The sequence below is a fragment of the Weissella coleopterorum genome (genome assembly GCF_011304355.1).
In the GTDB taxonomy this organism is placed as follows: Bacteria; Bacillota; Bacilli; order Lactobacillales; family Lactobacillaceae; genus Weissella; species Weissella coleopterorum.
Genome location: NZ_CP049888.1, coordinates 288,696 through 307,834, shown reverse-complemented (window position 1 = coordinate 307,834; position 19,139 = coordinate 288,696). Strand labels below are relative to the sequence as shown.

The following is a 19,139-nucleotide window of genomic DNA, read 5'->3' as shown; positions in this document are numbered from 1 at the left end:
GCAGATGCGGTCAAACGGTCGTCTAAGACCTCCCGCTTGATCATGCTTAGTTTCCTATGCGATCCGTCTGAAACGCCAATCGTAATCCTTGTGAGATAAAAAATTATCCTTCAACAACGAATCCCATTGAGCGTGCAGTACCTTCGATCATGCGAACAGCTGCATCAACGTCAGCCGCGTTTAGATCTTGCATCTTAGTCTCAGCGATTTCCTTGACTTGCGCCGCAGTAACCGTTGCTACCTTCTTAGTGTTAGGTTCTCCTGAACCCTTAGCAACACCAGCGGCCTTCTTCAAAAGAACGGCAGCAGGTGGTGTCTTTGTGATGAATGTGAATGAACGATCTTCATACACTGTGATCACAACAGGAATCAAAAGACCCCCTTGATCCGCTGTACGAGCATTAAACTCTTTGGCGAACCCCATGATATTAACACCAGCTTGTCCCAACGCAGGACCAACTGGAGGAGCAGGTGTAGCCTTACCGGCTGGAATCTGCAACTTAACAATACTTGAAACTTTCTTAGCCACGATTGTATCCTCCTTCGTGCTTGTGGTATAAAATGGCGAGTTTCGATTTCCGCCTCCCACATATCCGTGTCACCACGCATACAATGAATATAATAACAAACAATATTAATAAAGACAAGAACATCTCACTATAATGAAACTGTCATGCTACACAAGCTGGAGATTTTAAATTTTTTTAATAATATGTACTATCCATTTCTGTATATTTCTTTGGTTTTTGTTCTTACGCACAAAAAGTAACAATGCGTTATTATTTATAATTTTCGAAATAATATTTTTATTATTATGTTGATAATACCAGTTGATTTTACGATTTTTTCTAGTAAAATAAAATAACGTAACGTTACATTAAGAGTTAGAAAGGTTTGTGCATGTCTAAGGAGAATTTAGAATATATATCAAAAGAATTTATGAAGCGTCACATCTCAATTGCCGATATTGCATACGAAGTTTTCAAGAGTCAAATTGATTATGTAGAGAACCTTAAAATTTCCGATGCTAATATAGCTGTTTCAAAAGTATTATCTAAAACAGAAGTTCAAAATGCCCTTATGGTAGCTATCAATTTAGATAATTTAGCTAATAAAAATATGTTGGATGGTCCGCTTCAAGAAGCTGTTCACTCTGACAAAGGAACATTTGGAATCGATGAGGTGATCGCACTAAGTACATCTGGACTTTATGGTTCAATTGCCACAACTAATTATGGATATCTAGATAAAATTAAACCAGGTATCATCGGTAGGCTAAATGATTTACAACGCGAAACAGGTTTCGTGACTACATTCTTAGATGACATGGTTGCTGCTATCATTTCAAGCGCTGAAGGTAAAATTGCGCATAACACTGAAGAATCAGATACAGTGTACGTTGAAATGATGGTCAAAAGATAGCCTCTAAAAACTAAGAACATCAATTGTAATTTGCAAATAAAAAAATAATTAAAACATGGAGAAAATATTATGTTATCTGAAAATGAAGTTATGCAAGAGTTATTTAAATTAGAAAAAGCCTACGTAAATATGGAAAAAGTACCCGGAGCTCGCTCAATCTATCTAGCTCACTCTTGGTGGACTGACACACAAATTGATGCGACTTTAGCAACCTACGAATCATTATTAAAAAACCCTACAATCGCCCACATTCACGTTCCATTAATGCACCAATACAAAGGCATGGCTTTTACAGAAGACGGAGATTTTAAACCTGACTTCGAATGGGCAACGATGACTTATAAGGCAGATATTCGAGCAATTGATAATTCAGATTTGATTGTAGCAACATATCCTGCTGATGCACCTGATATGGGCGAAGCCGTCGAAATTGGTTATGCTATCGGAACAAATAAACCCGTTGTCATGGGATATTATGGAGACATTAATAAAAATCCCGTGAACTTGATGGTGAGTTTTGGTGCCGATGCATATGTATATAACCCCGAAGAATTTGCATCATTTGACTTTTTGGATATTGAATCAAAAGCATTTGAAGGTAAAATCATATAATCATTAGATTATCAAAGCAATAGCTTAGGCTGTTGCTTTTTATTTTAGAAACGAACCTGATTCTAATTATATATGTCAATCACCTTACTAAATTAGATTTATTTTTTAATAACTTGCTCATGTCGGTTACTTTGTTGGCTTTTTATTCGTTCTCTATAATCATCAATCTTCAACTATATTACATTTTTCAAAAAAAACGCTTTAACAATTAAGTTAAAGCGAATATGCCAAACAGCAAACATTTCCTTTATAAACACAATACTCTGTGATCTTAAAATAATCAGTCTTAATAAGATCACCACATATTAATACTTAACTGGTTCTACTTCAGCAAATGAAACTTGCGTCGGTGTTTCGCGACCAAAGAAGGTAACCAAAACTGTTACTTCAGCCTTATCGGCATCAATTTCAGTAATGGGACCTTCTTGATCGGCCATCGGTCCAGCAATAATTCTAACGTAATCACCCACTCCAGCATCTAACTTCAATTCCTCACGGGTTACTTCCGCTTCAGCATCTAATGGATTACCATCATCATCATAACGATGCAAGAAGGTTGCTGCTTCATCTGCGGTTAGTGAAACTGGCTTAGCCCCACCACCACGTGAACCAAGAAATCCCGTAACGTTTGGCGTATTTCGGACGACATACCAAGCTTCATTGGTCATAACCATCTTAACCAAAACATACCCAGGATATTCATTTTCCATATGGGTTTTAATTGCCCCATCAGCATCACGAACAGGCATTCCGTCTTTATCACGGTCCACCACTTCTTGTTCTGGTACGATCACACGATAGATATAGTCAATCATGTTCATTGTTTCAATTCGAGATTCCAAACTAGATTTAACTTTATTTTCATACCCTGAATACGTTTGCAAGACGTACCATTCCGCTTCAACTGATTCAACCATTAGTGCCTCCATTTTTTCCAAATTAAAAACCCCCTGTATCAGAGGGTCGGTTTATATCTCAATTAATATCTTAATTATAAGCTGTTTTAATTACTTGGACAAGAGTAAAATTCCTTGTTCTAAGAGCCAGTCGACTCCACCAAAAAATAGGGCGAAGAAAATCGATGTCCATAAAACAATTCCCGTGTCACGCATATTTTCGCCAAAGGTTGGCCAAGTTACACGCCGCATTTCTGATGCAACTGATCCTAAAAACTTCATTTCTAAATCTCCTCTTCCAAAATAATTTTAATCTAAGCTTACATTGTTTCCCGATGTAAAGTATGATGTCCACAAAATGAGCAATACTTTTTTACTTCAAGGCGTTCCATGCGTTCTGGCTTTTTTGTAACCATATAATTACGCGAAGCACAGACGCTACATGCTAAAGCTACCTTTTTAACTCCCATGTCGTTTCCCCACTTATTCCATAGTGAAGTAATTATAACATAATTATTCAAAAACAATAGTAATTTAGGTTACCAAGGCTTTAAAATCTGCGGTGCTTCAGACCATGTACGGCATTTTGGTTAGAGTTACCCCTCATTAATCTGCTCGTCTTAACTTTTTTCGAATTCGCATCAAATTAGTGCGGACCTGCGTAACCGTTTGATTTAAGATCAATGCGATTTCGGTCCCTTTATAGCCCGCAACTGACAGCAACAACAAATTTTGTTGAGCAATCGTCAGTTGCTTTGTACTCCACTGGATATTCAATAATCTTTCGATTAGCTGTAAATGGTGTCCACCACCCAGTGGCAATATTTCTTCCACTGTTTGGTTTTCTAATGGAACGATCATTTGATGATAATTGATGGATTGCTGTTTCAAGCGATAAATGCGACGCCAACAAGCCGTTTGAAAATATTTTGTAAAAGCACGATAATCTGTTGGTTGAAGTGCTTTTGCTGTTTTCATGAGTAAAATACTGACTTCTTGTCGCCAATCTGCTTCAGTCAGTTCTTTAGGACGTTGGCGAAACTGTTTCCAAATTAACGGTCGATATAATTGATATAATTCAGCGAAAACAGAACCATCATTGGCTTTCAATCGTAGATATTGCTCATAGGTTATTCCAATCTGACTCATCCAAACCACCTCCGGACCTAAGTATCGCAAATTTTCTCCTTGATGGGGATTAAATGTTGAAAAGCACCCAAGTCAAAGCTAATCTTCTGAATATTGAAATGGTAGTTATGACGGCTCAGCAAAATCATGATCCTATTTTTCAATCGTCTTGAACAATTAACTACCAGTAGTCAATGAATTCCCTTTTGATATAAACCACTAAAAAACAACAATTAAAATTTATAACGATGTATATCAATAGCATATCGAATTTAATTTATAAAAAAATCGTCATCTCCTTGATGACGACTGAATTTAATTTAATACTTAAAATGGATGCCGTGAATTAAACCCACTATAAATCAAAAGGCTGGCTGCCACAGAGGCGTTAAGTGATTGTACATGTCCAACCATTGGGATCGTCAACATCTCATCCACTGATTTTTTCAATAGTGGTGCAATCCCCTTACCTTCGTTTCCAATAATCAAGGCCACAGCTCCTCGGGCATCCCACTTTCGATAATCTTTGCCATCCATGTCAGTTCCAAAGATCCACAAACCACGTTCCTTTAGTTGTTCCACTGTTTGAACCAAATTAGTTACACGGGCCACGGGCACATGCTCAATCGCTCCAGTGGATGTTTTTGCCACCGTAGCTGTTAATTGAACGGCACGACGCTTGGGAATAATAATTCCATGTACTCCAGCTGCATCAGCCGTTCGCAAAATAGAACCAAGGTTATGTGGATCCTCAATTGAATCTAAAATCAAAAAAAATGGTTGTTCACCTTTAGCTTCAGCTTTTTGGAATAAATCATCAATTGTGGCGTAAGCATAGGCGGCAATTGATAAGACAATTCCCTGATGATTTTGTCCGTCCACTAATTCATCTAATTTTGACTTAGGTGCATCTTGGATCACCAAGCCACGTTTTTTAGCTAGCGCAACGATCTCTTGATGAAGTGTTTCAGCAACACCAGTTTGTAGCCACACTTTATTAATTTCAGTGGTTCCTTTTAGGGCTTCTACAGAGGCATGGTGTCCATAAACAAATTCAACTGCTGTATCAACCACTGACGGCTCTTCATCATGGTGTTTAATTTGCTTTGGCTTAAATTTTCGATCTGATTTTGGATTGACCTGTTTTTTATTTTTTCGTGGTTTTATCTGCTTATTTCTTGGTTCCATAGTATCTGGTCTGCCCGCTTTCTACTTGATTAATGACCCACGTAACAACTTCATCCAGTCTTGTAAATTGCTGACTGGCATGTAAATAGCCGATGAGCGCTTCAAAGCCTGTTGAAATTCGATAAGTGACGACATCGGTATTTTTTGCTTTAGTATGGGAATTAGCATTCCGTCCGCGTTTAAAAAACGTTAATTCCGTTTCAGTTAAAAAATTATCAGCTTCCATTAACTCAAATAATGCCGCATGCGCTTTAGCTGACACAAATGCTTTGGCCTGTCTCTGTAATCGTCCTGGTTTCGTAATGCCTTTAGCTAAAAGGTGCTGTCGGATATAGGTTTCATAAACCGCATCCCCTAGATATGCTAAATCCAATCCGTTTAATTGCTGATAATTAATATTTTCATCCATATAGTTAATCGCCTATTCTTATTTTCAAATCTTACTCTACATTGAGTAATTTCTATGTTTCACATGAAACATACGTCACCTTCATCGGATTTATTCATCTAACACTTTAACATTACTCGGCTATAACCCGCAAATTATCTCCGATGCCAGCGAATCCCTTGTGGTGTGTCTTCTAAAATAATTCCTTGTTGCGTTAATTCATTTCTAATTTGATCTGCTCGAACATAATCTTTATTCTGACGAGCTAACTCACGCGCATTAATCAGTTCATCAACTGCTTGATCTAATTGATCATTTTTAGCTAAATTATCCACCCCAAAGACCATCATTAAGTCACTTATCGACTTTAAAATAAATTCAATTGTCTGTGCTTTAACTTCAGGTTCAGTCCCATAGACATTTGCTAACTCGGCTAAATCAAAAATCGCCGCCAAACCATTTTGAGCATTAAAATCATCATCCATCGCCAAAACGAAACGTTCAATAATCGCGTTCACTTTTTGTTCGATCAACATGTCGGCGCCCGTTTGACTACTGTTCAAACGGAAGGCTAAATTTTGATAGGCTGTCTTAATCCGTTGTAAATTACGCGTAGCAAGCTCAAGATTTTTTTGCGAATATGCAATAGGTCGTCGATATTGGGTGGTAGCCATCATAAACCGAAGAATCATCGGATCATCAAGCTCTGCTAATAATTCGTGAACAGTGGTAAAGTTCCCCATCGACTTGGACATTTTTTCATGTTCATCTCCGACGGTCACAAATCCATTATGGAGCCACTGATTGACAAATTTTTCACCTGTTTTGGCTTCAGCTTGTGCAATTTCGTTAGTATGATGTGGAAAGGCTAAATCAATGCCACCACCATGCAAATCAAAATGATTTCCCAAATACTTTGTCGACATAACTGAGCACTCAATGTGCCAACCTGGCCGTCCGAGTCCCCATGGCGACTCCCATGCAATCGCTCCGTCATTTTGGGCGCCCTTCCAAACGGCAAAGTCCATCGGATCTTCTTTTCGTTCCATTTCTTCGTCATCCAGCCGGCCAGCGGCATTATGTTCCATCTCATTCAAGTCTTGGTGCGCTAATATTCCATAATCTTGATATTTTTTAGCTCGAAAATAAACATCACCATCTACCGCGTACGCATAATTTTTAGCTACCAAGGCCTCAACAAATTCTATAATCTCGGTAATATTTTCCGTGGCTCGCGGGCGAACCGTTGCTGGTAGAATGTTTAATGCTTTAGTATCCTCTTCATACGCATTTATATATCGATCAGCTAACTCGGGCACCGAAATCCCCTGCTCTTTCGCTGCTTTAATCATCTTATCATCGACATCGGTGAAATTTGAAACATAACGTACTTCATATCCCCGATAGATAAAATAACGTCGAATCGTATCAAATGCAATTGCTGAACGAGCATTTCCAATATGAATATAGTTATAGACGGTCGGACCACAAACATACATGCTTACCTTCATCGGTTCAATTGGGCTAAATGGTTCCTTTTGTAAAGTCATGGTATTAAAAACATTAATCATAACTAATCCACCTCCACGCTGCGTTTATATTTTCGATTCGATTATTGCCACCATTGTGAGAAAACCGTCACTGCACCTTGTCGTTTATGCTCGGTTTGAGCGTACCACCGTTCAATCTTTTCAGCGTCTTTGACTGCCACTGCCTTTCCTTCTAAGTATTGATCTAATACTTCATAGGTTACGCCCAAAGCTTTTTCATCCGGTAATGCGGGGTGATCTTCTTCTAAATCAGCCGTAGGTACTTTTTCATAGAATTTCTTAGGGGCATTGAGCCAAGCTAAAATAGCGCGACCCTGATTTTTATCTAAGCGATACAATGGCATAATATCGGCTGCACCGTCCCCAAATTTAGTATAAAATCCGGTGACTGCTTCGGCCGCATGATCCGTCCCGATTACAGCCCCTTGCGTGGCTCCGGCCACTCCATATTGGGCGATCATCCGCTGACGGGCTTTAATATTCCCCTTATTAAAGTCTGTCATCATTAAACCTGCTGATGTCAGACTTTCCACCATAGCTTGTGTAGCCGGCTTAATGTTACTAATCACTACTTGGTCTGCTTGCTGCCATTCAATTGCAGCAAGCGCATCTGCTTCATCATTTTGTGTCCCGTAAGGCAAACGCATGGCAATAAATTGATAATCTGATTGCCCCGTTTGAGCACGTAACTCAGTGACCGCTGTTTCAGCCATCTGGCCCGCTAAAGTTGAATCCTGGCCGCCCGAGATTCCCAAAACGTAGGTCTTTAAGCCCGTCTTTAATAAATAATCTTTCAACAAATCAACAGATCGTCGATATTCTACTTCAGGATCAATTACTGGTTTGACCCCCAACACTTGAATAATCTCTGCTTGTTTCGCTCGCATTTCCACCCTCCCTGTTGAACTTCATCTAATCGATGATTGCATCTTTTGCTAACGGGCGTCCATCATCTTCCAGATCGCGCACATATGCTCGCACATCATGGATTAATTTCATTTTATTGTCCCAAGCCTTTTGTGACAAATCAACTGGATATTCCTGTGGATTTAAGCCCCGTCGATATTCTGACCATAAGTGCTCGAGCCGTTGTTCTGAATAGGTTTGAATGGTTTGTACATCCGGTAAATCATAAACCACTTGACCATCTACCACCATAGTTTCTAGAATGGGGCGGGCCGTAAAGTCCGTGATCGTTTTATTCAAATAAGTATATTGTGGATGGAACATATAAATTTGATCTGCCAAGCGCGGATCCTCATCCCAAAGCGCAACGTAATCACCTTGTGATTTACCGTCGACATTCCGTGTAACCCGCCAAACTTGTTTTTTACCTGGCGTCGAAATTTTAACGGCACTGCCAGAAATTTTAATTGTGTCCACCATTTGACCATGCTCATCTTCAACTGACACCACCTTATAAACGGCACCAAGTGCTGGTTGATCAAAGGCCGTAATTAATTTTGTCCCGACCCCCCAAACATCAATTTTAGCGCCTTGTAATTTCAAAGACGTAATGGTCTCTTCATCAAGGTCATTTGAAGCATAGATTTTTGCATCTTCAAAACCCGCATCATCCAATAGTTTACGCACTCCTTTAGAAAGGTAGGCCATATCACCCGAATCAATCCGCACACCTAAGAAATTAATTTTATCACCCATTTCTTTGGCCACACGAATTGCACTGGGAACTCCGGAAGTTAGCGTATCGTAGGTATCCACTAAAAAGACGCAGTCGCGATGAGTATTTGCATACGCTTTAAAAGCCGCGTAGTCATTCCGGTAAATTTGTACTAGGGCATGGGCATGCGTTCCGCTAATGGGAATCCCAAACAACTTTCCAGCACGGACATTTGAGGTTGCATCAAAGCCACCAATAAAGGCTGCCCGAGTCCCCCACAAGGCGGCATCCATTTCTTGCGCGCGACGTGTTCCAAATTCTAATAGTCCTTGATTGCCGACCACCGAGCGAATCCGTGAAGCTTTCGTAGCAATCAAAGTTTGATAATTAACAATATTCAACAGCGGCGTTTCAATAATTTGTGCATCAAAGATTGAACCCTCTACTTGTAAAATTGGTTCGTTATTAAATACGACCTCCCCTTCACGCGGGGCACGAATAGTCGCTTTAAAGCGCCATTGTTCCAAATAATCAACAAAATCGTCAGCAAACATTGGTTCTGAGCGCATATATTCAATATCACTTTTTGAAAAATGTAAATCTTCAATAAATTCCAAGATATGTTCTAAACCAGCAAAGATCGCATAACCGTTCTTAAAAGGAAGATCCCGAAAATATAATTCAAAAACTGCCTGCCGTTCATGAATTCCTTCTTGAAAATATGTCTGCATCATGGTTAGTTGATAAGCATCAGTGTGGAGCACTAATCCGTCGTCGGTAAATTGATTTTTCATGGGTTTTTCTCCATTTTTCACAATTCGTTTAATTCAATCTTCTAAATTTTATCATATTTTTCACTAATTCGTTGCTTTTGTCATCGTTTTCCGCATTCCAAGACATAAGGTGTATAATATTGTGTAATATGTCTTTTTGAAATATAAATTTCGGACGTCGCCACCAACTCTAGTTTTTTATTTCACAAAGCAATTAAATCCACCATATCTTTTTAAACAGAGGTGTCAAATAAAATGATAAATTCTAATCGTAAAATGAAAGAGTCTGTGCGCGTCGGCGCATTGTTAGCTGCGACCGCCGGGTTCATTGACTCATACACTTTTGCTTTTCACGATGGCCGCTTGGCTTCATTTCAAAGCGGAAACATGCTCCAGTTTGGTGTCTATTTAGCACGGGGAAATCTCAATCATGCCTTGATTTTCATTTGGCCGGCACTTGCATTCTTCTTTGGAGCTATGTTTAACCAAGTTGTTAAACGGATTCGCTATGTAAATCAATTCCAATGGGAAGAATTTTCAATTCTCTTTGAAATTCTTGGCATAACTGTAACTGCCATTTTAGAAATCATGCACGCGCCCAGTGTTTTAATTCTTTCATTATTAGCCATTAGCATGGCCTTGCAGACTGATACCTTTACTAAATTACATGGGGCTCCTTATGTCACCACCATGTTTACTGGTAATCTTAAACGCTTAGGAGTCGCCTTAGCCAGTTACGGTTTAAATCATCAATCCTCCGAATTAACCAAAGCTCGCAATATTGGCTTAATTATTGCTAGTTTCTTATCAGGAGTGGTGTTAGCTACTTTTGTTGGAATTAAATTAGCTGGATGGGCGCTATTTTTGCCAGTCTTAGCATTGCTAGTTATCTGGTTGATCATCACAGCTGATCGACCAATTTAAAATTTAATTTGACAAATTTTATAAAGCAATTTATGATGATGCATATAGAAATGAAACAAGTTGAGCAGAAAAGTAACTACCGGGCAATCGCTCAGAGAGACAACGTTGGTGTGAGTTGTTCGAAAAGCCAGTAGTGAAAATGATCTGGGATTGGCAATGGTGAGTAGCAAGTCTATCAGCCGTTGACGGATTGGTCTACGTTACAAGACACGCGAATCGGTAGGGCATCATATCGCTCACTACCTGCTCGTTGTTAAGGCTTTAAAGTACACACGTTTCTTTAAGGTGAAGTAGAATGGTACCACGGACACCCGTTTCTATTTGATATTTAGTTATCAAATAGAAACGGGTGTTTTTTTGACTTCATCAATCACATTAACCATCATATTCATTCCAATGGAGGAACATTATGAAAAATATATTCAAATTAAGTCTAACACTCATAGCAATTACCCTCTCATTTACCGCACTGGTTCCTTTGACTTCTGTCTCAGCTGCTCAAAAAACGGTGACTGTGGGAATCGTAGGCACTTCGGAACAGGATTTATGGAAATCAGTTGCTAAGACCGCTAAAAAAGATGCTGGTATTACGGTTAAAACCAAAGTATTTACCGACTATAATACCCCCAATAAGGCTCTAGTTGATGGTTCTTTAGATTTAAACGCTTTTCAACACGCTAACTTCTTAAATAATTGGAATAAATCAAACAATAATCAATTACAAGCTATCGGTAAAACCTATCTAACTCCAATGCGTGTTTACGCTAATGACATCCATGCTGTCAAGGATCTCAAAGCGCACGCACAGATCGCCATTCCAAATGACCCTACGAATGAAGGACGAGCTTTAACCTTACTTCAGACCGCTGGTATCATTAAATTAAAAAAATCGGCGTTACCCACGCTAAAAGACGTTAAAGAGAACAAACTACAAATTAAATTTAAAGAGATTGCCGCAGACCAAACACCAAGTGCTTTAAAATCGGTCGATGCTGCCATCATCAACGCCAATTATGCACAAGAGGCCCATCTGAGTCCAAAGAAAGCCATTTACGTGGAACCAATTAATAAAGCTTCCAAACAATGGATCAACATCATCGTTGCCAATAAAAAACAAGCAAAAAATAAAGCTTATCAAGCTGTTGTGCAAGCCTATCAAACCAAAAAAACTGAAAAATATTTCAAAACAACATGGGGTGATACCCAATTACCTGCTTGGAATATTAAACTGAAATAAGCTGGAGGAACTTTGGTATGTCCTTAATTGAACTATCTCACATTAATGTCGATTTTAAACAAGCCCCTGGATCCGTCCCAGCGGTTTTCGATGTTTCTTTAAAAATTAATCGCGGATCCATCTTTGGAATCGTCGGATATTCAGGAGCTGGTAAATCTACTTTAGTCCGCACAATCAATCTTTTACAACGCCCAACAGAAGGTTCCGTTAAAGTTAATGACGTCGAAATGACCAACCTATCGCCGCAAGAGTTACGATTAAAACGCCAAAAAATTGGTATGATTTTCCAACATTTCAATCTCTTAGATGAAATGACAGTCCAACAAAATATCTTACAGCCTTTAAAACATTCAACACAATCCCAAACGCAAAAGCACGCAAAGGTCCAGCAACTGCTCGATTTAGTCGGACTTACCGCCCAAGCCCAAAATTATCCTCATCAACTTTCAGGCGGTCAAAAGCAACGCGTGGCCATCGCCCGCGCGCTCGCCAATGATCCTGATATTTTGATTTCTGATGAGGCTACCTCCGCGTTGGATCCTAAAACCACCCAACAAATTTTAGAACTACTTAATCATTTAAACCAAACTCTCGGTCTCACCATTTTGATCATTACCCATGAAATGCAGGTCATCGAGGCCTTAGCTGATCAGGTCGCCATTATGGAAAAGGGGCAGATTATTGAAACTGGGTCTGTTGCCAACGTTTTTCAGCATCCTAAACAAAAATTGACCCAAGAATTTATCACCCTGGCGCAAGGCTTTTCCATTTCAAAGCTACAACGTACCCCTTAGAAAGGCGGACATTTCATGTTTAATTGGTTCAATCTTCATTTTCAAAATATCATGATGCTCGGTTGGGGTGGTGATTCTGGTTTCGGTACGGCCTTAAGTCAAACATTATACATGACCATTGGTTCGGCTTTGATCGGCGGAATTTTAGGATTAAGCTTTGGCTTAGGTTTAGTTCTAACGGCAGCATCAGGACTCACCCCGCATGCTCGTTGGTTCAAAATATTAGATTTTTGTGTTTCTGTTGGTCGGGCAATTCCTTTTATTATTATGGTCGTAGTCATCTCACCGTTAACGCAATTAATAACACAAACTACGATTGGTCCAACTGCCGCTCTAATTCCGCTCGCCTTTGGAATTTTTCCTTTTTTTGCACGCCAAGTGCAAGTCGTCTTGCTTAGCATTGATCCCGGTAAAATTGAAGCGGCGCAATCCTATGGCGCTACCAATTGGGATATTATTTGGGACGTCTATCTTCGCGAAGGGCGTGCTGAATTAATTCGGATTAGTACCGTTTCATTGATCTCCTTAGTAGGCCTAACAGCTATGGCGGGGGTCATTGGCGCCGGTGGATTAGGTACAACGGCAATTGTCACCGGATACCAACGTTTTCAACCCGACGTTATGTGGTTGGCAACTATCTTATTATTGACCTTAATTTTAATCATTCAATTCAGTGGTGATTATCTGGCCAGAAAATTTCAACATTAAACTATCTTAACAGCGTTCCTGGAATAACGGATGCTGTTTTTTTGTTCAAAAAACCGTTTAATTTTTTTAATAATGATTGGCTTTTTAAAATACCCTTATCCACAATAATATCAACAAAGAAATTACTTTAATTATTCATTCTAACGTAATGTAATAATCTACTAAATACTTAATTCTTGCTATGGACGCATATACACAAATTATTAATAGCGTTACAAATCCAAAATTATCCATATAAGGTCTAAACTGCCTTGTTCGTTTATTTGTTTCATCCCATAAAATTGAAATTTTATCTCCTTCATTGAAAAATGAATTACCTACCAAACGAACTCCATTCACTTGTGTCACACCGTGTAGGCTGGGGAATGTAGCACTCACAACTGTTGTATAGGAATCAAGACCTTTTGAACTATTATCTTCATACTCGTTTTTAATATATGTAATTGTGGCGACCTTATGCTCTAGCTTTATTTCTTGGTAGAAAAAATTCAAACTATAACAAATTCCCAAAAGTACAAAAATTAACGAACCGATATTACTCCACAATTCTTTTGTTTTATTCATAATTAACACCTTTTTTAAGTCAAAATATATATCCATTTATTTATTAAATGAGTCCTATCTGCCAACACTTTCATCTAATAATTAAAAATCTTCATTATCGATTTTGAACGGTATGATATGGCCATTTAGCCTTATCTTTGAAACTTTGTAAAATAACTTATCTACTAAACAAAGAAAAAATTGCCACACAACCGAAAACCGGTGACTTATTATAACATCAGCTAAATCATATTGAAGCTACATTTAATACGCGCACGAACAACAAAAATAATATTATAAAACAGAAAACTAAGCGCCAATACACTAACAAAAATGTATATGGAGACGCCTATTATACTAACAAAGACATCAAATTTTTTTAAAATTAATACTAGTAATCTCTTAAATCATCACTAGTTGCTAGTTTCCCTCGTTAAGCCAAATGAATTGGTACCTCAAAAATCAATTATGACGATCTATTTTTAATTAGGTCGTTTTTATTTTTAGGCCAGCTTTACCTTCCCTCCTTTTGAAAAATAATAACAAAACCATTTAAGTAATATTTCACTGTTTTTATTTGGCTTCTTTTTATAGTAAGCAACTGCACGGCAATAAAAAATCGCTTCAACAATTAAGTTAAAGCGAACATACCCACGGGCAAATTTTTAATTTTTAAGCAAGTTCTTACACAACACCCCTAAACAAAGGTACATTATATATCCAGTTTAACCGTTGGTTTATATAATTATTTACACGCTTTGATTAGGTTAGTTCTAACGATTAGTCATGTAATCAACAAATCGCTCTAAATGCTTAGGATCATTAATTCGTGCATTACACTCCGTACTATTACGGCAAATTAAGTTACCCCGTTTGGTGTAATTACCAGCTGCTCCACGCGCCTTTAATTTCACCGAAAACATTGAAACCGTACTAAGTTCATGGCAAATCGCACAAAGACCGTTCAAGGGTTGTGGATCCATGTCACCATGGAGACCCACATAACGATTCTTTTGGGGTACAATCAGGTATTTTTTCTGATTGCCAAAATCATCCCAGCCCCAATAAGTTTGTTGATAACGGTCCGTTGTCCAGTCACTAGGATATTGAACCTTTTTTTGTTTTTTAAATAGTTTATCAATTTGTTTCTCATCCATTTCCGGAAATGGCTCGACTAAAGTTTTTAAACTTTGTAATGCCTTACTTGCCCGTTCATGTGTACAGTTTTTTTCCATTACGACTTCTAACATTTTTTCAACAACGGGTTCCAATTTAATGCTCAGCTCATCTAAAAGTTTAATTAGATCTAGCTGCAACACCCCTACGACTTTACTATCATTCACAGATTTATAAGCGCTAATAACATGCTGAACCTCTTGCGTAATTTGTACAAATTGAAATGGTTGTAATTGTTTTTTCATAATTTCCTCACGTTTTTAACGTGATTGAGGGCCCGGTGTTGACATGATTAAGGTCATTTTCCCTTTCAGGGTCCATTCAGCTACCGTCGCCGGCATAATAAAACTAGTTGCTAGTTCCAACGGGTAATTCTGCCCGTCGACAATAACTGCGCCTGAGCCCGCGATCACTGTATACTGAGTATAAGGAGCCCGTTTGACGATATATGCTTCACCATCTAATTCATCCTTATACACATTAAAATATGGTGCTTCCACCAAAGTAGTTTCTTGTAACGCCCCCATTTGGAGGCTTGTTTGCGCGGGGCTTTCCGCCTTAAAAGGAATAGTCGTAACATTTTTTGCATCTTCAAGATGCAAACTCCGTAATTGACCTGTTTTTTGATCCGGACGGTCAAAGTCATAAACCCGATAAGTTACATCTGAACTTTGTTGAGTTTCTAAGGCCAAAACGCCAGTCCCTAAGGCATGTAACGTTCCTGCTGGGACATAAAAGAAGTCGCCAGCGTGAACTGGAACTTTTTGTAAAAGATGCTCCCAATCTGCTTGGTCAATCATTTGGTTAAATTCAAGAGACGTTTTAGCCTTATGACCATAATAAATTTCGGCGCCTGGCTTGGCCGCCAAAATATACCATGATTCAGTTTTACCTAATTCACCATTATTATGCGCTGCAGCATATTCATCACCCGGATGTACTTGGACTGACAAATCCTGGTGAGCATCCAGAAATTTAACTAGTAGTGGATAAGGACGCGTAACATCATTATTCTCAAAAAGATCAGGATACGTCTGCCAAACTTCAGCTAATGTTTTCCCAGCCAAAGGCCCGCGTGCAATGGGCGAAACACCATTTGGATGGCCTGAAATAATCCAAGCTTCACCGGTTGTATCACTTGGAATTGGTAAATCAAAAACATCATTTAAGGCTGTACCGCCCCATATTTTTTCATGTAAAACTGGCGTTAAAAATAGTGGTTCTGCCATTGCTAATCCCTCTCCTTCATTTTCAAATAAAACGACATTATCTCCCTCAATCCAACCTTGACTCCCAATAGCGTACCAATCATTTTTGGAGGGGTCATGAATTACTTGAGTTAATAAAACGTCTAATCCAGCCATTAGTTCATTTTTATGACTACCATAAGGTTTTGAATAAACCGAAACTTGTTTAGCTGAATTGTTAGATATTAAACGCCCCCGTTTTTTTAGCGGTTGTGGTTGCCAATCGTAATGTTCAAAGTTTTTTTTCGCATTACTTTTATTTTGATTCACAATTTGGTTCGTTAAAACTTGATCATCTGCCTGGGGACCTTTTTTGATATTCATCAATTTTCGATCATATAAAATCCATCGCGAATCTCCCAATTGGTGCCAAAAAAGGCCTTTAGTTGTAGCTAAACGCTTTACCACTGGCCAAATCGTATCAGCCATCAATGAGGTTGGTAGCTCGGTTTTAAGATCTGGTTTCGCATACGTTGGGGTTAGAGCTTGAATTTCAGCTTGGTAATTGGTCAAAGCTTCGATTTGTGCTACATCACCTTGTTGATAATAGACTGTCACCGTCTGCATTTGATCCGTAAAACTACCCGCCAACGCACCGTCAACATGATCAACAACATAATTATCAATAACCTGAGGTTTTAGTTTAAACGTCGTCCCAAGATCGCCTTCAATAATTTGGGCTGGGGCTAAATTTTTATTAGTTCCTTGTTCTTTGGTATAAAGCCAAACTGGTACGCCCTTCAGTGCTAATTCCATCAAACTAACCTCCCCATTAAACCTATCTAATTTTCATCTACGGCAATATCAACAAATTCGCTATGCACAAATTCAGCAATATCTTCAGCTTGAACCCGAATTGAACGTCCAATTTCACCGGCTGACAACACAATTTGACCCGCCTGTTGTGCCCGAATATCAAAATAAATCGGAAATTTCTTCGTTTGCCAAATTCCGACTGGATTATTCGCACCGTGTACATATCCTGTTGTTTTCTGCAGATCTTTAGTAGCAATCATGTCGGTCCGTTTATTGCCGGAAATAGCTGCTAATTTTTTCTCACTTAGATGCATATCAAGTGGCACAATTCCAATTAATGGTCCTGTCACATTCCCCGTTAAAGCGAGAGTCTTATAAATATCATGTTCCTTAATTTGATATTTTTCCATTTCCCCATTAGAACGATCCATTCCCTGGCTAAAAATAATTGACTCATACGGTACACCGGCTTTGTCTAAAATTTGTTCAACTAAGATCTTTTTGATTCGCTCTTTCTTGGCCATGATGCTTCCCCTCATTCGTATAATTCCTTATAGTCATTATACCTGATCAGTTTTAATTTTTTACTTTTTTAACATAATTTATATCTTTTTGTATCTTTATAAAAATTATTTCTCAAAAATGTGATTTGAATCACCGTCAATTTCAATTAGTTGCATACAAATGATTTTATATATCACCGCTTGAATTGCCATTTGCTGAAAATCAGGTACTCCAAACGCCGCCTGTTGAAACTGAACCACCGGATTCTTCACGTCAATTCCTGCTAATGCCTGATTGAATCGTTCCACAAAATTATCGTAGGCCTTTTGCGTATTTTCTTTCTTTGAACCAAGTTGTTTGAACACACCTTTTTTTACGGTATCTAATGGAAAAACCACTTTCATGATACTAATCAAAATGATCTCCACTAATTGTTGGCGCTGGTATTTTTTCTTCACAGGTCGCTGAACCATATCCGTTTTTACGTAACTATTAATCATCGCTTTGGTGATCGTTGTTTGTAGAATCGGTGTCAAGATTTTATTAACCTCGGTAACAACTTGATCCATGTATAGATCCAGATCGGGGAAAGCATCCCAGGTCGGAATTTGCTGGCTTTGTAGGTTATCTAACCATTTTTTAAATTCGATTGATTCCATATATGCTTGCTACCCCGTTACTCATCTTTTGTAAGTTCAATTATGGCATAAAATGTCTTATTTGTCATCTGATCTAAAATCCAATTCTACTTTAAGTTGACTTTTTTTCTACATTGCTTTTATAATAATTGTATCTTAACGAATAGGAAATTTATTATGAAATTGGATATTACTAATCACAAAACTGTTATTTACGAAACATGGAACGCTATTACACATGGTCTTGGACTATTAATCAGTTTAATGCTAGTCGTGGCACTCATTCAACGTGGCATGCTACAGCATCTACCATTTTATCAAATAGCCAGTTTATGGGTATATAGCGCTACATTACTTCTTTTATATTTTGCCTCAACCTTATTTCATTGCTTAGCATTCACTCCTGCCTATCGTTTTTTTCAAATTTTTGATCATAGCAATATTTTTTTATTGATTGCTGGGACATACACTCCTTATTGCGTGATTACTCTAAATAATCAACATGGTTTTATTTTATTAATCTCGATCTGGCTTTTAGCCCTCGGTGGAATTTTCACACATATTTTAAGTCATGGTCGGCATCAAAGAATTGAAACGACTTTTTATATTGTCATGGGCTGGCTCTGTCTCATAACTGCAAAAGAATTGTATCAAAATTTATCAACGGCAGGATTTTGGTTATTAGTATCCGGTGGAATTGTTTTTACATTGGGAGCCATCATCTATAGCTTCCCTAAAATTCCTGGGCTACATTTAATTTGGCATTTCTTCGTTATGGCCGGAACTTGGTTAATGTTCTTCTCGATCTATTTCAATATTTAAGATTAGAATTGTTTGTTCCTTTCTACAACCAAATATTAAAATTATACAAACTAAAACCTACTTTTGATTTGCGATACTCATCAGCATGATCAATTCTATAGAACAACAAAAAAGCGTTTAGGTTGGATATAACCTAAACGCTTTTATTGTATAACCATTATTTAATTAATTAAAATTAAACAAGTGGTGACCACTTCCAGTCAACTAAGACA

21 protein-coding genes, 2 pseudogenes and 1 other annotated feature are annotated in these 19,139 nt (G+C 38.3%); of the genes and pseudogenes, 7 read left to right on the top strand and 16 right to left on the bottom strand.

What is annotated here, in order from left to right:
* Nucleotides 1-103: 103 nt before the first annotated feature.
* Nucleotides 104-529, bottom strand: a complete 426-nt coding sequence (rplK, locus tag G7084_RS01690) for a 50S ribosomal protein L11 (protein WP_166009463.1) — start codon at nucleotides 527-529, stop codon at nucleotides 104-106.
* Between the two features lie 371 nt (nucleotides 530-900).
* Here rplK and G7084_RS01685 point away from each other — a divergent pair, with 371 nt between their 5' ends.
* Both G7084_RS01685 and G7084_RS01680 read left to right on the top strand, forming a co-directional pair.
* A complete protein-coding gene (locus G7084_RS01685) occupies nucleotides 901-1,422 on the top strand; it encodes a phosphatidylglycerophosphatase A family protein (protein WP_166009461.1) in 522 nt (173 codons plus the stop codon).
* A 69-nt stretch (nucleotides 1,423-1,491) separates the two neighbouring features.
* Nucleotides 1,492-2,034 (top strand): nucleoside 2-deoxyribosyltransferase, encoded by a 543-nt coding sequence (locus G7084_RS01680; protein ID WP_166009459.1) that lies wholly within the window; start codon nucleotides 1,492-1,494, stop codon nucleotides 2,032-2,034.
* A gap of 305 nt (nucleotides 2,035-2,339) precedes the next feature.
* On the opposite strand, the gene nusG is transcribed toward G7084_RS01680, so the two are convergent.
* From nusG to G7084_RS01635, 9 genes are all read right to left on the bottom strand, one after another.
* Nucleotides 2,340-2,963, bottom strand: coding sequence for a transcription termination/antitermination protein NusG (nusG, locus tag G7084_RS01675; protein WP_246163889.1), 624 nt, complete (start codon nucleotides 2,961-2,963; stop codon nucleotides 2,340-2,342).
* 78 nt (nucleotides 2,964-3,041) lie between these two features.
* A complete protein-coding gene (secE, locus tag G7084_RS01670) occupies nucleotides 3,042-3,212 on the bottom strand; it encodes a preprotein translocase subunit SecE (RefSeq protein ID WP_166009457.1) in 171 nt (56 codons plus the stop codon).
* Between the two features lie 38 nt (nucleotides 3,213-3,250).
* Nucleotides 3,251-3,400: a 50S ribosomal protein L33 gene (gene rpmG, locus G7084_RS01665; RefSeq protein ID WP_166009455.1), complete on the bottom strand. Its 150-nt coding sequence runs from the start codon at nucleotides 3,398-3,400 to the stop codon at nucleotides 3,251-3,253.
* A gap of 136 nt (nucleotides 3,401-3,536) precedes the next feature.
* Nucleotides 3,537-4,079, bottom strand: coding sequence for an RNA polymerase sigma factor (locus G7084_RS01660; protein WP_166009453.1), 543 nt, complete (start codon nucleotides 4,077-4,079; stop codon nucleotides 3,537-3,539).
* A 306-nt stretch (nucleotides 4,080-4,385) separates the two neighbouring features.
* Nucleotides 4,386-5,246: a 23S rRNA (guanosine(2251)-2'-O)-methyltransferase RlmB gene (gene rlmB, locus G7084_RS01655; RefSeq protein ID WP_166009451.1), complete on the bottom strand. Its 861-nt coding sequence runs from the start codon at nucleotides 5,244-5,246 to the stop codon at nucleotides 4,386-4,388.
* Nucleotides 5,230-5,655, bottom strand: a complete 426-nt coding sequence (locus G7084_RS01650) for a Mini-ribonuclease 3 (protein WP_166009449.1) — start codon at nucleotides 5,653-5,655, stop codon at nucleotides 5,230-5,232. The genes rlmB and G7084_RS01650 overlap by 17 nt, the downstream gene beginning before the upstream one ends.
* 134 nt (nucleotides 5,656-5,789) lie before the next feature.
* The gene (gene cysS / locus G7084_RS01645) at nucleotides 5,790-7,205 is read right to left on the bottom strand and encodes a cysteine--tRNA ligase (protein WP_166009447.1); all 1,416 of its coding nucleotides are present in this window, start codon (nucleotides 7,203-7,205) and stop codon (nucleotides 5,790-5,792) included.
* 41 nt (nucleotides 7,206-7,246) lie between these two features.
* A complete protein-coding gene (gene nadE / locus G7084_RS01640; RefSeq protein ID WP_166009445.1) occupies nucleotides 7,247-8,071 on the bottom strand; it encodes an ammonia-dependent NAD(+) synthetase in 825 nt (274 codons plus the stop codon).
* A 25-nt stretch (nucleotides 8,072-8,096) separates the two neighbouring features.
* On the bottom strand, nucleotides 8,097-9,599 hold the full coding sequence (locus G7084_RS01635; protein ID WP_166009443.1) for a nicotinate phosphoribosyltransferase: 1,503 nt from the start codon (nucleotides 9,597-9,599) through the stop codon (nucleotides 8,097-8,099).
* Between the two features lie 234 nt (nucleotides 9,600-9,833).
* Between G7084_RS01635 and G7084_RS01630 the strand changes: the two genes are divergently transcribed.
* The 4 genes and pseudogenes from G7084_RS01630 (at nucleotide 9,834) to G7084_RS01615 (ending at nucleotide 13,241) form a co-directional block, all read left to right on the top strand.
* Entirely contained in the window at nucleotides 9,834-10,502 is a 669-nt protein-coding gene (locus G7084_RS01630; protein WP_166009441.1) for a YoaK family protein, read from the top strand.
* Nucleotides 10,503-10,553: 51 nt separating this feature from the next.
* Nucleotides 10,554-10,824, top strand: a binding site (T-box leader).
* A gap of 87 nt (nucleotides 10,825-10,911) precedes the next feature.
* Entirely contained in the window at nucleotides 10,912-11,739 is an 828-nt protein-coding gene (locus G7084_RS01625) for a MetQ/NlpA family ABC transporter substrate-binding protein (RefSeq protein ID WP_166009439.1), read from the top strand.
* A gap of 17 nt (nucleotides 11,740-11,756) precedes the next feature.
* Nucleotides 11,757-12,500, top strand: a pseudogene (locus G7084_RS01620) (methionine ABC transporter ATP-binding protein); the annotation flags it as partial.
* 48 nt (nucleotides 12,501-12,548) lie between these two features.
* The gene (locus G7084_RS01615) at nucleotides 12,549-13,241 is read left to right on the top strand and encodes a methionine ABC transporter permease (RefSeq protein ID WP_166009435.1); all 693 of its coding nucleotides are present in this window, start codon (nucleotides 12,549-12,551) and stop codon (nucleotides 13,239-13,241) included.
* 135 nt (nucleotides 13,242-13,376) lie between these two features.
* On the opposite strand, the gene G7084_RS01610 is transcribed toward G7084_RS01615, so the two are convergent.
* The 6 genes and pseudogenes from G7084_RS01610 to G7084_RS01590 all read right to left on the bottom strand — a co-directional run bounded on the left by G7084_RS01610 (nucleotide 13,377) and on the right by G7084_RS01590 (nucleotide 18,126).
* Nucleotides 13,377-13,805 (bottom strand): hypothetical protein, encoded by a 429-nt coding sequence (locus G7084_RS01610; RefSeq protein WP_166009433.1) that lies wholly within the window; start codon nucleotides 13,803-13,805, stop codon nucleotides 13,377-13,379.
* Nucleotides 13,806-14,557: 752 nt separating this feature from the next.
* Nucleotides 14,558-15,205, bottom strand: a complete 648-nt coding sequence (locus G7084_RS01605; RefSeq protein WP_166009431.1) for a FusB/FusC family EF-G-binding protein — start codon at nucleotides 15,203-15,205, stop codon at nucleotides 14,558-14,560.
* Between the two features lie 15 nt (nucleotides 15,206-15,220).
* Nucleotides 15,221-16,189 carry a mannose-6-phosphate isomerase, class I gene (gene manA / locus G7084_RS08185; RefSeq protein WP_246163887.1) on the bottom strand — a complete coding sequence of 323 codons (969 nt, stop codon included), beginning with the start codon at nucleotides 16,187-16,189 and terminating at the stop codon, nucleotides 15,221-15,223.
* Nucleotides 16,190-16,759: 570 nt separating this feature from the next.
* A pseudogene (locus G7084_RS08180) lies at nucleotides 16,760-16,963 on the bottom strand (MucBP domain-containing protein); the annotation flags it as partial.
* Nucleotides 16,964-16,989: 26 nt separating this feature from the next.
* Complete coding sequence (locus G7084_RS01595) at nucleotides 16,990-17,487, bottom strand: YbaK/EbsC family protein (protein WP_166009427.1); 498 nt, start codon at nucleotides 17,485-17,487, stop codon at nucleotides 16,990-16,992.
* Nucleotides 17,488-17,592: 105 nt separating this feature from the next.
* Nucleotides 17,593-18,126: a DUF1836 domain-containing protein gene (locus G7084_RS01590; RefSeq protein WP_166009425.1), complete on the bottom strand. Its 534-nt coding sequence runs from the start codon at nucleotides 18,124-18,126 to the stop codon at nucleotides 17,593-17,595.
* 156 nt (nucleotides 18,127-18,282) lie between these two features.
* Between G7084_RS01590 and trhA the strand changes: the two genes are divergently transcribed.
* Nucleotides 18,283-18,927 (top strand): PAQR family membrane homeostasis protein TrhA, encoded by a 645-nt coding sequence (gene trhA / locus G7084_RS01585; protein WP_166009423.1) that lies wholly within the window; start codon nucleotides 18,283-18,285, stop codon nucleotides 18,925-18,927.
* Nucleotides 18,928-19,139: the final 212 nt, after the last annotated feature.

Excerpts from the sequence above, each read along its gene's own strand:
- G7084_RS01630 (WP_166009441.1), top strand. The coding sequence starts at position 9,834 with ATGATAAATTCTAATCGTAAAATGAAAGAGTCTGTGCGCGTCGGCGCA.
- G7084_RS01590 (WP_166009425.1), bottom strand. The coding sequence starts at position 18,126 with ATGGAATCAATCGAATTTAAAAAATGGTTAGATAACCTACAAAGCCAG.
- G7084_RS01615 (WP_166009435.1), top strand. The coding sequence starts at position 12,549 with ATGTTTAATTGGTTCAATCTTCATTTTCAAAATATCATGATGCTCGGT.
- G7084_RS01610 (WP_166009433.1), bottom strand. The coding sequence starts at position 13,805 with ATGAATAAAACAAAAGAATTGTGGAGTAATATCGGTTCGTTAATTTTT.
- G7084_RS01595 (WP_166009427.1), bottom strand. The coding sequence starts at position 17,487 with ATGGCCAAGAAAGAGCGAATCAAAAAGATCTTAGTTGAACAAATTTTA.
- nadE (WP_166009445.1), bottom strand. The coding sequence starts at position 8,071 with ATGCGAGCGAAACAAGCAGAGATTATTCAAGTGTTGGGGGTCAAACCA.
- G7084_RS01625 (WP_166009439.1), top strand. The coding sequence starts at position 10,912 with ATGAAAAATATATTCAAATTAAGTCTAACACTCATAGCAATTACCCTC.
- trhA (WP_166009423.1), top strand. The coding sequence starts at position 18,283 with ATGAAATTGGATATTACTAATCACAAAACTGTTATTTACGAAACATGG.
- secE (WP_166009457.1), bottom strand. The coding sequence starts at position 3,212 with ATGAAGTTTTTAGGATCAGTTGCATCAGAAATGCGGCGTGTAACTTGG.
- rpmG (WP_166009455.1), bottom strand. The coding sequence starts at position 3,400 with ATGGGAGTTAAAAAGGTAGCTTTAGCATGTAGCGTCTGTGCTTCGCGT.
- G7084_RS01680 (WP_166009459.1), top strand. The coding sequence starts at position 1,492 with ATGTTATCTGAAAATGAAGTTATGCAAGAGTTATTTAAATTAGAAAAA.
- G7084_RS01605 (WP_166009431.1), bottom strand. The coding sequence starts at position 15,205 with ATGAAAAAACAATTACAACCATTTCAATTTGTACAAATTACGCAAGAG.
- G7084_RS01635 (WP_166009443.1), bottom strand. The coding sequence starts at position 9,599 with ATGAAAAATCAATTTACCGACGACGGATTAGTGCTCCACACTGATGCT.
- G7084_RS01650 (WP_166009449.1), bottom strand. The coding sequence starts at position 5,655 with ATGGATGAAAATATTAATTATCAGCAATTAAACGGATTGGATTTAGCA.
- rlmB (WP_166009451.1), bottom strand. The coding sequence starts at position 5,246 with ATGGAACCAAGAAATAAGCAGATAAAACCACGAAAAAATAAAAAACAG.
- G7084_RS01660 (WP_166009453.1), bottom strand. The coding sequence starts at position 4,079 with ATGAGTCAGATTGGAATAACCTATGAGCAATATCTACGATTGAAAGCC.
- cysS (WP_166009447.1), bottom strand. The coding sequence starts at position 7,205 with ATGATTAATGTTTTTAATACCATGACTTTACAAAAGGAACCATTTAGC.
- nusG (WP_246163889.1), bottom strand. The coding sequence starts at position 2,963 with ATGGAGGCACTAATGGTTGAATCAGTTGAAGCGGAATGGTACGTCTTG.
- G7084_RS01685 (WP_166009461.1), top strand. The coding sequence starts at position 901 with ATGTCTAAGGAGAATTTAGAATATATATCAAAAGAATTTATGAAGCGT.
- manA (WP_246163887.1), bottom strand. The coding sequence starts at position 16,189 with ATGGCAGAACCACTATTTTTAACGCCAGTTTTACATGAAAAAATATGG.